We start from the raw sequence: 14036 nt of genomic DNA on the forward strand, positions 1-14036 counted from the left end.
GCGGTGCCCCTGCCCCTGGCCGCGCGCCCCCGGCTGGGGGTGGCCGTCCTCCGCCGCCGCGTGCTCCGCGGTGCGCGGTGGACGCCCCGCCCCCGACCCGGCCTGCGGCGGCACCAGCGGCGACCGCACCGGACCGCGCCCCGCACCCTGCTGCCCGGGGTGCGGCTGCTGCGCGGCCTGCTGGTGCGGGTACGGCTGCCCGGCACGGGCGTGGAAGGACCGGTCGACCGGCGTCCCGGCCTGCCCCGGCGCGAACGGGCCGGGCTGGCCGTGCGGGCCCGGCTGCCCCGCCGCGGCCGGCGACGCGCCGTGCGGCAGCGGCTGGCCGTGCGGGCCGCCCTGCGCCGGTGCGCCGTTCCCGGCCGGGAACGGGTACGCGGGCTGCGCGCCGTGCTGGCTGCCGTGCTGTGCGCCGTGCTGCGTGCCGTGGGCCCCGCCGAACAGCGCCGCGCCCGCCGCCGACCCGGCCGTGGCCGCCGCGTGCGGAAGGGCACCGGGCAGCCGCAGGTCGCCGCCGTGCGGACCGGTCGGCACCGCCGACTGCGGCCCGGGCCGGCGCGCCCGGTAGCTGGTCCGGTACGCGGCCGGCGAGACCCCGAGCTGGCGGCGGAAGTGCCCGCGCAGCGCCACCGGCGAACGGAACCCGCACCGGCGGGCGACGTCGTCCACCGACAGCTCCGAGGTCTCCAGCAGCCGCTGCGCCTGGAGCACCCGCTGGGTGATCAGCCACTGCAGCGGCGCGCTGCCGGTGAGCGTGCGGAACCGCCGGTCGAAGGTGCGACGGCTCATGTACGCGCGGGCCGCCAGCACCTCGACGTCGAACTGCTGGTTGAGGTTCTCCAGCGCCCAGGTGACCACCTCGGCCAGCGGGTCGTTGCCGATCTCCTCCGGTAAAGACTGATCGATGTACTGGGCCTGCCCGCCGCCGCTGCGACGGCTCGGGACCACCAGGCGGCGGGCCAGCGCGTTGGCCGCCTCGGCGCCGTGGTCGCTGCGCACCACGTGCAGGCACAGGTCGATGCCGGCGGCGGTGCCGGCCGAGGTGAGCACGTCGCCGTCGTCGACGAAGAGCTCGCGCGGGTCCACGTGCACCCGGGGGTAGCGCTTGGCCAGCGTCGGCGCGTACATCCAGTGGGTGGTCGCCGGGCGGCCGTCGAGCAGGCCGGCGGCGGCCAGGACGAAGGCGCCGGTGCAGAGCCCGATGATCCGCGCGCCCTCGTGGTGGGCCTTGCGCAGGGCGGTGATCGCCTCGACCGGCGGGGGCTGCGAGATCGAGCGCCAGGCCGGTACGACGATCGTGCCGGCCCGGGCGAGGGCCTCCAGGCCGTACGGAGCGGAGAGGGTGAGGCCGCCGGTGGTGGCGAGCGGGCCGTCCTCGCCGGCGCAGACCAGCAGCCGGTAGCGCGGCACCCCGGCGTCCTGGCGGTCGACGCCGAAGACGGACAGCGGGATCGAGCTCTCGAAGATCGGGGCGCCGCCGAAGATCAGCACCGCGACGGTCTCCCGGCGGCGGCGGCCGGAGAGCTTGCGCGGGGCGGAGACCGTCATCGGGGTCGACGAGCCGTTCGCGCCCGGGCCGCCGCCGTGGCCCAGCGGGCCGTGGCCGGGGGAGCCCAGCGGGAGGCCGGCGAGCGGGCCGCCCAGGGAGCCGGTGGGGGCGCCGTTCAGGCCAGGAGTGCCGTTCGCCCCGTTCGCGCCGATCGCGCCGTTCGTCGCGCCCGTCCCCGGGTAGCCGGGGTAGGCCGGGAAGTCGGCGCCGTAGGCCTGCGCCGGGCTGACGGCACCTCGGCTGACGGCCTGTCCGGAGTGCGACTGCTGGCCGCCGTGCCCTGCTCCGCCGTGTGCTGACCCGCCGTATGACTGCCCGCCGTATGTCTGCCCGCCGTACGCGGGACCGCCGTACGCCTGCCCGCCGTGTGCCGCTCCGCCGTGCTCTGCGGCCGCCGCCGGGGTGCCGGTGCCGGTGGAGGGCACTGTGGGGTACGAGGAGTGCGAGGCGGCGCCCGGGGTGCCGGAGTTGCGGGTGGTGGCCGCGGTCGCGGAGGTGCCGGTGCTTCTCGCGGACCGAGCCGCGATACCGGCCGCCGCCTGGCCGCTGTCAGGACCCGCGTCGCTCCTGCTCACCCTGCTCAAGGCGCTCAAGCCCCCTCGGTGGTGTGGTGTGGGTGGTGCGGCACTGCTCGCCAAGATCGAAATCTATCGGGTTGACCATTGCCGTTGTGACAAGTTCACCATCCGACGCTATGTCGACATGGCAATTTGGCGTGATGCATTCGATCACGAAGCGTGGCACCCGTCGACCCTTCTGGGAAGAGGGCCGGTGCAACGGTGGCTGGTTGTCGCGGGGCCGGTCCTGGGGCGTCCGGCCCGCGCGCGCCCGGTCGGTGGGTCTGGGCTGCGGATTTGCCCAAGCGGGAGGGATTGGCGCGAAATTGACCGAAAATCGGCGGTGCACGAGAGGGCGCACGAAATGAGCTCGTGCGCCTCCCAGGCTTCATCCGGCCAGGGCCGGGGCGGCGAAACAGGGGCGTGACGTCCGGGTTACCGTCCTGCCGTGAACACCAACAGCCGGCTCGAACAGGCCAACGACAACGCCGCCGCCTTCTGGCTCGCCCAAGCCCGCGTGCACGGCTGGCGGTTCCGCACCCGCCCGGGCTTGACGGCGGTCCGCTGCGCCCGCAACCCGGAGGACTCGCACCGCTTCGTGGTCACCAGCCCTTATGTCGAACCATCACTGGTGGAACGGGAGTTGGCGGACCTCCTGAAGGAGTGGGAGACCATCTGCTTCACCCTGGAGGACCCGTACGGCGCACTCGACCTGACCAGGTTCGGCGCCACCCGGATGCCGGTCATGCCGGTGATGGCCCGTGAACCCGGCCCGGTCGACGGCGTCCCGGCAGTCCTCCCCTTCCTCTCGGAGGCGCACGGCGGAGGATCCCTGACGGTCGATGAGGTGCTGGACGGCGATGCGTTCGCGCAGGTCGAGCGTGCGATCGTGGACGGCTTCCCACTGCCCGCCCGGCAGCCCTGGACCCGTGGCGACGCGCTCCCGGAACAGCTCCTGCGCGAACCCGGGCTCCGGACCTGGCTGGGCCGCGTCGACGGCGCCACCGCCGGCACCTGCCTCACCTACGACGACGGCCGGGCCACCGGGGTGTACTGGGTCGCCACCCTGCCCAGCCGGCGCGGCCAGGGCGTGGCCCGCGCCGTGCTCCAGACCGCCCTGGCCCATGCGCACCCCGACCGCCCGGCCACCCTGGTCGCCACCTCGCTCGGCGAACCGCTCTACCGCAAGCTCGGGTTCACCGAGCAGGCCCGCACCTGCTGGTGGACCCGGACCTCCGCGCACGGCTGACGGCCGGGCCGCCCGCGGCGGGGGTCGTCCCGAGGCGGTTCGTCGCCAGGTGCAGGGCGGGGCGCTAGTCGCGGTGCGGTGCGGTGCGGTGCGGTGGGGCGGGGCGGGGCGGGGTGTGTGAAGGGCGTGCGGGGTGGGGTGTGCGAGGTGGCGCGCTTTCCAGCGGGGCCGCTACGGGGCGGCCGCCGCCGGTGCCACGGCGAACGTGGTCCGGGCGGGCCCGGCCCCATCCGCCGCCGTGCGGACGGCCGTTGGGCGCGCCACCGCGACGGGGCGCAGCACGCTCGCCCCAGGGTCCGTCGCCGGGCCCGCGCCGGGGATCAGGCCAGGACGGCTGTCGGCGACCACGGCAAACTCGCCGGTTCGGTTTCGGACATCCGACCCCGCCGTCGAACCATCGGGGGCACTCGCCGTTCCGGCGTTCACGGCGGCAGGCGCGAACGGGCCGTCAGGGGCGGATTCCGTCAGCCGTGCGCTGGTCCGTGCGCCGGTGAGCGCCCCCGCGCGCACCGGCACCCCGGCGGACCGCCGCTGGCCCGGCCCGCCCGCGCGCAGGCCCGGCCGGGCCGACGGCGCGCCGCGTGCGGCGAGCACCTGGCCGACGGCCTCCGGCAGACCGGCCGCCTTCAGCGTCGGCCGGTAGCCGATCTCGGCCCAGGGCCGGCCGTGGTGCAGCCAGACGCTGCGCAGGCCGGCCAGTTCGGCGCCGGCGATGTCCGCGGGCGCGTGGTCCCCGACCATCCAGGTGTGCGCGGCCCACGTCCCGGTGGGTGCGACGCCGCACCGCTGGGCGGCTATCTCGAAGATCAGGGGGTCCGGTTTGACGCAGTCGGCCTCCTCGGAGATGACCCAGCCGTCGACCAGCGGCCCCAGCCCGGTCAGCCGGATCTTCTCCAACTGCGGCCGGGTGCCGCCGTTGCTGACGATGCCGAGCGTCCACCCGGCCGCCCGGGCCGCCCGCAGCGCGTCGACGTGTCCGGGCGGGCAGTGGATGTGGGAGTTGATGCCGCGTCGGTAGTGGGCGAGCAGGAACTCGGCGGAGACGTCCAACCCGTAGCGGCGCCGGACGGCGGACAGTACGGTGCTGCGCGGCACATAGCCGCCGCCGTCGAGGGTGACGAACCAGTCGAGGTCTCCGGGCGGCAGGTCGCGCTCGGACAGGAAATCCTGAGCCCAGGCCCGGAAAGCGGCGTCCCTGGGGAGCAGCGTGTTGTCGAGGTCGAACAGGAGCAGGGGCATGCGGAGCATGGTGTCAGCGGCTGCGCCTATGCACCTGGCAAATGCCAGACCGCGTCGCGAAGCCGTACGTAGTGGCTGAAACGGGTTCCAGGACCCGGCGTGCGGGTGGGTCCGGGCGGGCCGACTGAGGCTGGCGGGACGTGACGGTTCGCGACGTGTCGCAACGGATCGTCGCCGATCCATGACAGTCCGGTCACGGTGTCCGGCAGGCCTGTTGCGTCACCCGGTCCGCTCAGTCAAGCTCCAGGGAACCTCCTTTCTGGAGGGGGCGCGTGGCCTGCGGGCAGGGCGCACTGCCGACGGCGGGCGCATCCCCCTTTCGCGGGAACAATGCCGCTCCGAGGCCTCACCGCTGGGCTGGGCCTCACACCCGTCGTACTCTGAAAGGAACAGGTCACATACGGTGCTGCGCGGCGCAGACCGACGTCATCCCGTGGGCGGGCCTGCTGCCCGGGCGGCGTTGTCCTCTCCTGTCGGCCTCTCTCCCATGAAGAGCCGTGAGCCATGGCTGGTTTTGAGTCCTTCCGACCGGTGGAGCCGGACGCGCCCCGCAACGCGGGCGCAGACACCGGGGACGACGGCGGCCGCGCGGACCTCGCTCCAGCCGACGGCGACGCCGAGGTATCGGGTCGCCTGCCCGCCAGCAGGCAGGCCGATGGCCAAGCCGAGGGTGGCGCCCAGGCCGACGAGCCGGGCTGCGTACCGGCTGACGAGCACGGGGGCGAGCGGCCTGATGACCGTGTCGACGAGCACGCCGGAGAGCGGGTTGCCGGTGAGAGGGGTGTCGGCGAGCGGGTTGGCGACGCCGCCGCCCAGCGAGCCGACGAAGCCGACGAACCGGCCGGCACCTCGGGCGTCGCTGGTACCGCCGATCGCGCCGCGGGCGCCGAGGAAGCAGGCCCGGAGCCGGGCGCTCCCCGGGGCCTCGTGCGCGCCGTGCGCGGCCTGGTCCGACGAGGCCGCCTTGCCCGGCACGACCGTCCAGGGCCTCGCCAGCGTCGTGGCGGGCACCACCCGGCCGACCCCGGAGGGTCTCCGGTGACGGGCCGCCTGGGCCCGGGCGCCGAGCGCCCGGAGGCGTCCGGCCTGCCCGGCGCGCACGCCGATTCGACGGCCCGGGACGCGTCCGCACGCTCCCTCGACCCGGTCTTCCAGCACGGCGTGGTCGTCGGCTTCGACGGCTCCCTGTCGAGCGAGCGCGCCCTCGCGTACGCGGTGGGCATGGCGCGCCGTTCGCAGTGCGGCCTGGTGATCGTGCATGTCGCCAACCGCCTGCCCGCCACTGTCTGGGCAGGCTGTGAACCTCCCGTCTTCGTCGACCTCCCCGACCACCGGACCGAGGTCCTGGGCCTGGAACTCGCCTGCGCGGACTTCCTCGCCGGGGTGCCGTGGATCCTGATCGAGCGTGGCGGCGACATCTGCCACGAGATCGAGGAGGTCGGCCGTGAGTACGCCGCCGACGCGATCGTCGTCGGCACGACGCACGGCCTGCTCGGCAAGATCTTCGGCTCGGTCTCCGGGCGGCTGGCGCGGCGGGCCAACCGCCCGGTGATCGTGATCCCCTGACGCCCCGTCGGGCTCGGCGTGTCCGCGCCCCCGGAGGGGTCTCCCCGTGGTCGGCCGATGGCATCGGCCGCTACTGGCGTCGACCGCTCCGCCGGTGCCGGCCGGCCCCGCAGCGTCGGGCGCTCCTCAACGCCGCCTGAGGAGCGGGGTGTTGCTCCGGTGGGGCCGGATCAGAACCCGGCGCCGATCTCCCGGGCGATGAGCATGCGCTGAACCTCCGATGTGCCCTCCCCGATTTCCAGGATCTTGCAGTCGCGCCAGAAACGGGCGACCGGGAACTCGTTCATGAAGCCGTACCCGCCGTGGATCTGGGTCGCCTCGCGGGCGTTGTCGACGGCGGCCTCGGACGAGTACAGCTTCGCGATCGCGGCCTCCTTCTTGAACGGTTCGCCGTGCAGCAGCCGGGAGGCGGCGTCCCGCCAGGCCAGGCGGGAGGTGTGGGCGCGCAGCTCCATGTCGGCGAGCTTGAACTGGATGGCCTGGTTGGCGCCGATCGGCCGGCCGAAGGCCCGGCGCGTGCCGGCGTACTTGACGGACTCGTCGACGCACCCCTGGGCCAGGCCGGTGGCCAGGGCCGCGATCGCGATGCGGCCCTCGTCGAGGATCCGCAGGAACTGGGCGTAGCCTCGGCCACGCTCGCCCAGCAGGTTGGCCGCGGGAACGCGGCAGTCGGTAAAGGACAGTTCGCGGGTGTCGGATGCGTTCCACCCGACCTTCGAGTACTTCTTCGATACCTGGAACCCCGGGGTCCCGGTGGGCACGATGATGGAAGAGATTTCGCGCGTTGGCGAGCGGAATTCGCCTTCTTCACTCGAACGAGCGATCGGTTCCGTGAGTGCGGTGACGGTGACCAGACCGGTGATGTCCGTGCCGGAGTTGGTGATGAAGCACTTGGTGCCGTTGATGACCCACTCGTCGGTGGTCTCGTCGTACCGCGCGGTCGTGCGGGTCGCGCCGGCGTCCGAGCCGCCCTCGGGCTCGGTCAGGCCGAAGGCGCCGAGGAGTTCGCCGGAGGTCAGCCGGGGCAGCCACTCGCGCTTCTGCTCCTCCGTCCCGAACCGGTGGATCGGCATCGCGCCGAGCGAGACGGCCGCCTCCAGGGTGATCGCCACCGAGGAGTCGACCCGGGCGAGTTCCTCCAGGGCGATGCCCAGTGCGAAGTAGTCGCCGCCCATGCCGCCGTACTCCTCCGGGAAGGGCAGGCCGAACAGGCCCATGCGCCCCATCTCGCGGACGATCTCGTAGGGGAACTCCTCCCGCTCGTAGAACCCGCCGATCTTCGGCGCCACCACGTCCTGGGCGAACTCGGCGACGGTGCGCCGCAGGTCCTCGTACTCGCTGCTGAGCCGGTGGTCGAACACGGTGATCCTCCTGGAGCCCGGCCGGGGTGGCCGCGGGCGTGAGCGGGACGACCGGCGTCCGTCTGACGGTGTGACGGTCGCACGGTGTGGTTGGGCGATGAACGTGGTGCCCGGTGCCGGCCGCGGCCGGGATTCCGCGCGGCCGGTACCGGGGAGCGGTGGTGGGGCGGGGTCAGCCCCGGGCGGCGCCGAGCAGTGCCTGGACGGCGCGGGAAGGGCTCGGACGGCCGAGCCGCTCGGCCATCCACCCGCTGGTGGCGACCAGCGCGCGCAGGTCGACCCCGGTCCGGATGCCGAGCCCGTGCAGCATCCACACCAGGTCCTCGGTGGCCAGGTTGCCGGTGGCGCTCTTCGCGTACGGGCAGCCGCCGAGGCCGCCCGCCGACGCGTCCACCGTGGTGACCCCCTCGCGCAGGGCCGCCAGGGTGTTGCTGAGCGCCTGGCCGTAGGTGTCGTGGAAGTGCACGGCGAGTCGGTCGGCCGGCACCCCGGCCCGCGCGAAGCCGGCCAGCAGGGTGCCGACCTGCCCGGGGGTGGCCACGCCGATGGTGTCGCCGAGGCTCAGCTCCGCGCAGCCCATCTCCAGCAGCCGCACGCCGTACCCGACCACCTGGGAGACCGGGACCGGGCCCTCCCAGGGGTCTCCGAAGCACATCGAGAGGTAGCCGCGGACCGCCAGCCCGGCCTCGGTCGCCCGCGCCACGACCGGGCGGAACATGGCCATCGCCTCGTCCGCCGAGCGGTTGAGGTTGCGGCGGGCGAAGGTCTCGGTGGCGCTGGCGAACACCGCGACGTCGGTGGCGTGGTGGGCGAGCGCCCGGTCGAGGCCGCGTTCGTTGGGCACCAGCACCGGCAGCCGAAGGCCGGGGTGGCGCTCCGGCAGGCCGGCGAGGCGGGGCATCAGCTCCTCGGCGTCGGCCAGCTGGGGGACCCATTTCGGGTGGACGAAGCTGGTCGCCTCGACGGTGCGCAGCCCGGCGGCCGCGAGCCGGGCGATGAACTCCGCCTTGACCTCCACGGGCACCAGGGAGCCCTCGTTCTGCAGCCCGTCGCGCGGTCCGACCTCGTGGATCCGGACCTCCTCGGGCAGGCCGGGGGCGCGGACGGGGTCGGGCAGGCCCAGGTCCAGCGCGTCGGGCTCGTGGGCGGGTGCGGTCATGACCGCGCTCCGGCGGCCGCGGGGGCGGCCTGCTCGACGGAGCCGTCCACGGCCGGGGCGACCACGACCAGCAGTTCCTCCATCGCGACGGTGGCGCCGGCGGTGGCCCGCAGCTCGGCCACCACGCCGTCGTGCGGGGCGGCGATCACGTGTTCCATCTTCATGGCCTCCAGCACGAGCAGGGGCTGGCCCTTGCGGACCGTCTCGCCCGCCGTGGTCTTGACGACGGTGACGGTCCCGGGCATCGGGGCGGTCAGGGCGCCGTGGTGGGCGGCGGTTCCGGCGGCGCGCTCGCCCACCGGGTCGTGGGCGTGCAGCGACCAGGCGTCGCCCTCGACACCGAGCCAGGTCACCGGGCCGGCGGCGAGGCCGGGAGCGGCGTCGGTGGCCAGCGTGAACGTGGTCTGCAGGCCGTCGACGGTCAGGTGCAGCCGGTCGGCGGTCCGGGTCGCGCGGGCGCGGTGGACGGGACCGGAGCCGAGCCGGAGCTCGACCTCGCGGGTGAGCTCGGCGGGATTGTCAGTGGCATCGGCTACGTTGCCCGCAGTGATCGAACGGATGCGCACCGAGACCGGATCCTGGCCGGGGGTACGGAGTCGGTGGGTGGTCCAGGCGGGGGTGCCGCTCAGGCGCCAGCCGGAGGGAAGGGAGAAGGGGTCGGTCCAGCCGCCGGGGTCGGCGGCCGGGGTGAGGTTCAGGTGCCGCGCCAGCGCGGCCGCGTAGTAGAGGAGGTGGGCAGGTGGTGGCGTCTCGGCCGTCAGCGGGTCGGCAGTGGTGGCACCGGCCTCGTGCGCGTCATCGGCCTCGTTGGCCTTGTCGGCCTCGCCGGTCGCGTTCGCGCCGCTCGGCGCGTTTGCCGGGGAGTACGGCGAGGCGAGCAGAGCGGGCTGCTGTTGGGCCGTCTGTTCCACCAGGCCGGTGTCCAGTCGGCCGGCGACGACCTCGGGGTGTGCGAGCAGCCGTCGCAGGAAGCCGGTGTTGGTGGTGACGCCCAGGATGCGGGTGTCGGCCAGCGCGGCGCGGAGCCGGCGCAGCGCGGTCGGGCGGTCGGGCCCGTACGCGATGACCTTGGCGAGCATCGGGTCGTAGGCGCTGGTGACGACGGATCCGGGGGCGACTCCGGAGTCGACGCGCACGCCCTCGCCCTGGGGCTCGTCCAGGACGAGGATGCGGCCGCCGGTGGGCAGGAAGTCCCGTTCCGGGTCCTCGGCGCAGACCCGGGCTTCGATGGCGTGGCCCAGGAAGGAGATGTCGGACTGATCGAAGGAGAGCCGTTCGCCCGAGGCGATCCGCAGCTGCCACTCGACCAGGTCGAGTCGGGCTGAATCGTCGCCGACGGCGATGGCGAGTTCGGTGACGGGGTGTTCGACCTGGAGGCGGGTGTTCATCTCCATGAAGAAGAAGTCCCGTACCCCGTCGGTGGAGGCGGTGGCGGGGGAGTCCGGGTCGATGCCGGGAACGATGAATTCCACGGTGCCGGCCCCGGTGTAGCCGCAGGACTCCGCGGCGCGGACGGCCGCGGCGCCCATCGCGGCGCGGGTCTCGGCATTGAGCAGAACGGAGGGGGCTTCTTCGATCAGTTTCTGATGGCGGCGCTGGAGGCTGCATTCGCGCTCGCCGAGGTGGACGGTGGTGCCGTGGGCGTCGGCGAGCACCTGCACCTCGATGTGGCGCGGCCGGTCGACCCAGCGTTCCAGCAGCAGGGTGTCGTCGCCGAAGGCGGTCCGGGCGACGCGGCGGGCGGCGGCGATCTCGGTGGGCAGGTCGGCGCGGTCCCGCACGAGGCGCATGCCCTTGCCGCCGCCTCCGGCGGACGGCTTGAGCAGGACGGGGTAGCCGATCTCCTCGGCGGCGGCGAGGAGATCCCCGTCGGTGGGCGCGGTGGCCTGGCTGCCGGGGACCACCGGAACGCCGGCGGTTCGGACGGCTTCCTTGGCGTTGATCTTGTCGCCCATCAGCTCGACCGCACCGGGAGGAGGTCCGATGAAGACGAGGCCGGCGTCGGCGCAGGCGCGGGCGAAGCCAGCGTTCTCGGCAAGGAAGCCGTAGCCGGGGTGGACGGCCTGGGCCCCGGTGCGGCGGGCGGCGGCGAGGATCTGGTCGGTGCGCAGGTAGGTCTCGGCCGCCGAGCTGTCGCTGCGGTCGGCCGGGCCGAGCCGGACGGCGACGTCCGCCTCGCGGACGTGCGGTGCGTCGGCGTCGGCGTCGCTGAACACGGCGACCGAGCGCACGCCGAGCCGCCGCAGGGTGCGGATCACCCGGAGGGCGATCTCGCCGCGGTTGGCGACCAGAACTGTGTCGAACATGGGAGGCGTTCCTCCGGGTCGAGGGGAGCCGTACGAAGGAGAAGGAGGTGGCGGCAGGGGCGGCGGTGGACGGGGAGGGCGCCGGCCCGGGCGGTGCGCCGGCGCCGAGGGAGTCACGCCCGCAGGAGCGGGGTCACACCGACAGGAGAGGAGAGGTCGTGTGGGAGGGGCGGGTCACACCCGCCGGGGCGGGGTCACATCCGGAAGACCCCGTACGGGCCGGGCGGCGGGAGCGGGGCGTTGGCGCAGGCGGTGAGGGCGAGGCCGACGACGGTGCGGGTGTCCATCGGGTCGATCACGCCGTCATCCCAGAGGCGGGCGGTGGCGTAGTAGGCGTTGCCCTGGCGCTCGTACTGCTCGCGGACGGGGCGCTTGAACTCCTCCTCCGCCTCGGCCGGCCACTGCTCGCCGTGGGCCTCCAACTGGTCGCGGCGGACGGTGGCGAGGACGGACGCCGCCTGCTCGCCGCCCATCACGGAGATCTTCGAGCCCGGCCACATCCACAGGAAGCGAGGTGAGTAGGCCCGGCCGCACATCGAGTAGTTGCCGGCTCCGTACGAGCCGCCGATCACCACGGTCAGTTTCGGGACGCGGGTGCTGGCGACGGCGTTGACCATCTTGGCGCCGTGCTTGGCGATGCCGCCCGCCTCGTACTGCCGGCCGACCATGAACCCGGTGATGTTCTGCAGGAAGAGGAGGGGGATGCCGCGCTGGTCGCACAACTCGATGAAGTGGGCGCCCTTGAGGGCCGACTCGGAGAACAGCACGCCGTTGTTGGCGACGATGCCGACGGGGTGGCCGTGGATCCGGGCGAAGCCGGTGACCAGGGTCGCGCCGTACTCGGCCTTGAACTCGGCGAACCGGCTGCCGTCGACCAGCCGGGCGATCACCTCGCGCACGTCGTAGGGCGTGCGCGGGTCGACCGGGACGGCCCCGTACAGGCCGGCCGGCTCCACGGCCGGCGGCTCGACCGGGGTGAGCGGCCACGGCCTGGCCGAGCGCGGGCCGAGCCCGGCCACGATCGTGCGGACGATGGAGAGGGCGTGGGCGTCGTCCTCGGCCAGGTGGTCCGTCACCCCCGAGGTGCGGGAGTGCAGGTCGCCGCCGCCCAGTTCCTCGGCGGTGACCACCTCTCCGGTGGCGGCCTTCACCAGCGGCGGCCCGCCCAGGAAGATCGTGCCCTGGTTGCGGACGATCACGGCCTGGTCGCTCATCGCCGGGACGTACGCCCCGCCGGCGGTGCAGGAGCCGAGCACGGCGGCGATCTGCGGGATGCCCGCGGCGGAGAGCCTGGCCTGGTTGTAGAAGATCCGGCCGAAGTGGTCGCGGTCCGGGAAGACCTCGTCCTGCATGGGGAGGAAGGCGCCGCCGGAGTCCACCAGGTAGACGCAGGGAAGCCGGTTCTCCAGCGCGACCTCCTGGGCGCGCAGGTGCTTCTTCACAGTCATCGGGTAGTAGGTGCCGCCCTTGACGGTGGCGTCGTTGGCGACCACCACCACCTCGCGTCCGGCGACCCGGCCGATGCCCGCGATCACCCCGGCCGCGGGCGCCGCCCCGTCGTACATCCCGTCGGCGGCCAGCGGGGCCAGCTCCAGGAAGGGCGAGGCCGGGTCGAGCAGGGTGTCCACCCGGTCGCGGGGGAGCAGCTTGCCGCGCGCCGTGTGCCGGGCGCGGGCCCTGGCACCGCCGCCGAGGGCCGCCGCGTCGAGCTTCTCGCGCAGCTCGGCGACGAGGGCCCGGTGCGCCTCGGTGTTGGCGCGGTAGGCGGTGGAGCCCGGGTCGACCGCGGTGCCGAGCCGGGGCGCGGGAGCAGCGGCTCCCGGGGGTACGGCACCCGGCGCCGCCGTGGTGCCGACCGCTGCGCTGCCATGGACGCCGGTGGGTACACCGGCGGTTGAGATGACCATTCCCAAGAGCTCCCTTGCCCTCGGCACCAGGTGGGCGGCCGAATGCGGTGCGCCCGTGGACCCCACGTTAATTAACGTTAACTTACGCGCCCAGGTTAACGGCCGATAACCCCACTGTCTACGATGGGCAGCATGCCGAACGTCCCCGCAGCCTCCGCGCTCCCACGCCGCGACCAGATCCGTAGGGAGGCCGCGCGACTCTTCGCGGCCCGGGGTTTCCTCGGGGTGGGTGTGGACGAGATCGGCAAGGCCGTCGGCATCAGCGGCCCCGGGCTCTACCGCCACTTCGCCGGAAAGGAGGCGATGCTCGCCGATCTGCTGATCGGCATCAGCGAGCGCCTGCTGGAGGAGGGGCGGCGCCGGGCGGGCGGCGGTGACGGTCCGGCCGCCGCGCTGGACGCGCTGATCGGCGGCCACGTCGACTTCGCCCTCGACGACCGCGACCTGATCACCCTCCACGACCGCGAGCTGCTGAACCTCAAGGAGGAGGACCGCCGCACCGTCCGCCGGCTCCAGCGCGGCTACGTCGAGCTGTGGGTGGACGTGGTCCGGCAGGTCTATCCGCAGCTGACGGGCCCCGCCGCCGAACCGGTGGCCAGGGCTGCCGTCCACGCCGTCTTCGGCCTGATCAACTCGACCCCGCACAGCCTCGGCCCGGGCCCCGCCCAGGACGAGCGTTCCGGCCTCCAGCGCGACGGCATGGCCGTCCTGCTGCACGCCCTCGCCCACGGCGCCTTCGCGGCGGCGGCCGAGTCGGTGTCCGCGCAGGCCTGAGCCCTGCGCCCCCGGAGAGCCCGCCCGGCGGTCCAGGCCCAAGGGGCGGCGGTCCGGCTCCGGCTCCGACTCCGACTCCGGCTCCGGGGTCGGAGCCGGAGTCGGGGGCCCAGGGCCACCTGAGGTCTAGGACCAAAGGACGGCGCCCGCCCGCCCCTGGCCGCTGGGCCTTCGGCGGGTCGTCCGCGACCCTGGAGTCAGGCGACCCTGGAGGCGGGCGGGGTCGGCGGGCCGTGCGCGCGTTCGACCGGGGCGCGTCCGGTCGGGAATCACCGCAGGCCGCAGGCTGTTGGCCAGTCCGCCGGACCGGACGATCCGGGCTGCCCCGGCCCGCTCCGGCCCCATCCGGGCCGGAAACGCCATGGCGGC

9 protein-coding genes and 1 pseudogene are annotated in these 14036 nt (G+C 74.3%); 3 read left to right on the top strand and 7 right to left on the bottom strand.

From position 1 onward, the window contains the following. Window positions 1-545 precede the first annotated feature (545 nt). A pseudogene (locus OG556_RS22985) lies at window positions 546-1548 on the bottom strand (helix-turn-helix domain-containing protein); the annotation flags it as partial. 1006 nt (window positions 1549-2554) lie between these two features. Here OG556_RS22985 and OG556_RS22990 point away from each other — a divergent pair. Then, window positions 2555-3355, top strand: a complete 801-nt coding sequence (locus OG556_RS22990) for a GNAT family N-acetyltransferase (RefSeq protein ID WP_371518888.1) — start codon at window positions 2555-2557, stop codon at window positions 3353-3355. Window positions 3356-3526: 171 nt separating this feature from the next. Here the strand turns inward: OG556_RS22990 and OG556_RS22995 are convergent, their stop codons facing one another. After that, on the bottom strand, window positions 3527-4594 hold the full coding sequence (locus tag OG556_RS22995) for an HAD-IA family hydrolase (protein WP_371518890.1): 1068 nt from the start codon (window positions 4592-4594) through the stop codon (window positions 3527-3529). A gap of 426 nt (window positions 4595-5020) precedes the next feature. Further along, on the bottom strand, window positions 5021-5605 hold the full coding sequence (locus OG556_RS23000) for a hypothetical protein (RefSeq protein WP_371518892.1): 585 nt from the start codon (window positions 5603-5605) through the stop codon (window positions 5021-5023). A 75-nt stretch (window positions 5606-5680) separates the two neighbouring features. Between OG556_RS23000 and OG556_RS23005 the strand changes: the two genes are divergently transcribed. After that, window positions 5681-6160 carry a universal stress protein gene (locus OG556_RS23005; protein ID WP_371522829.1) on the top strand — a complete coding sequence of 160 codons (480 nt, stop codon included), beginning with the start codon at window positions 5681-5683 and terminating at the stop codon, window positions 6158-6160. 170 nt (window positions 6161-6330) lie between these two features. Here OG556_RS23005 and OG556_RS23010 read toward each other — a convergent pair whose 3' ends face one another. The 4 genes from OG556_RS23010 to OG556_RS23025 all read right to left on the bottom strand — a co-directional run bounded on the left by OG556_RS23010 (window position 6331) and on the right by OG556_RS23025 (window position 12893). Then, window positions 6331-7521 (bottom strand): acyl-CoA dehydrogenase family protein, encoded by a 1191-nt coding sequence (locus OG556_RS23010; protein ID WP_371518894.1) that lies wholly within the window; start codon window positions 7519-7521, stop codon window positions 6331-6333. 172 nt (window positions 7522-7693) lie between these two features. Then, window positions 7694-8680, bottom strand: coding sequence for a hydroxymethylglutaryl-CoA lyase (locus tag OG556_RS23015; RefSeq protein WP_371518896.1), 987 nt, complete (start codon window positions 8678-8680; stop codon window positions 7694-7696). Continuing rightward, complete coding sequence (locus tag OG556_RS23020; RefSeq protein ID WP_371518898.1) at window positions 8677-10986, bottom strand: biotin carboxylase N-terminal domain-containing protein; 2310 nt, start codon at window positions 10984-10986, stop codon at window positions 8677-8679. The genes OG556_RS23015 and OG556_RS23020 overlap by 4 nt, the downstream gene beginning before the upstream one ends. Before the next feature lie 194 nt (window positions 10987-11180). Next, window positions 11181-12893: a carboxyl transferase domain-containing protein gene (locus tag OG556_RS23025; RefSeq protein WP_371518900.1), complete on the bottom strand. Its 1713-nt coding sequence runs from the start codon at window positions 12891-12893 to the stop codon at window positions 11181-11183. A 132-nt stretch (window positions 12894-13025) separates the two neighbouring features. Here OG556_RS23025 and OG556_RS23030 point away from each other — a divergent pair, with 132 nt between their 5' ends. After that, on the top strand, window positions 13026-13667 hold the full coding sequence (locus OG556_RS23030; RefSeq protein WP_371518902.1) for a TetR/AcrR family transcriptional regulator: 642 nt from the start codon (window positions 13026-13028) through the stop codon (window positions 13665-13667). The last annotated feature ends 369 nt before the right edge of the window (window positions 13668-14036 follow it).

The organism is Kitasatospora sp. NBC_01300 (assembly GCF_041435235.1).
Classification (GTDB): Bacteria; Actinomycetota; Actinomycetes; order Streptomycetales; family Streptomycetaceae; genus Kitasatospora.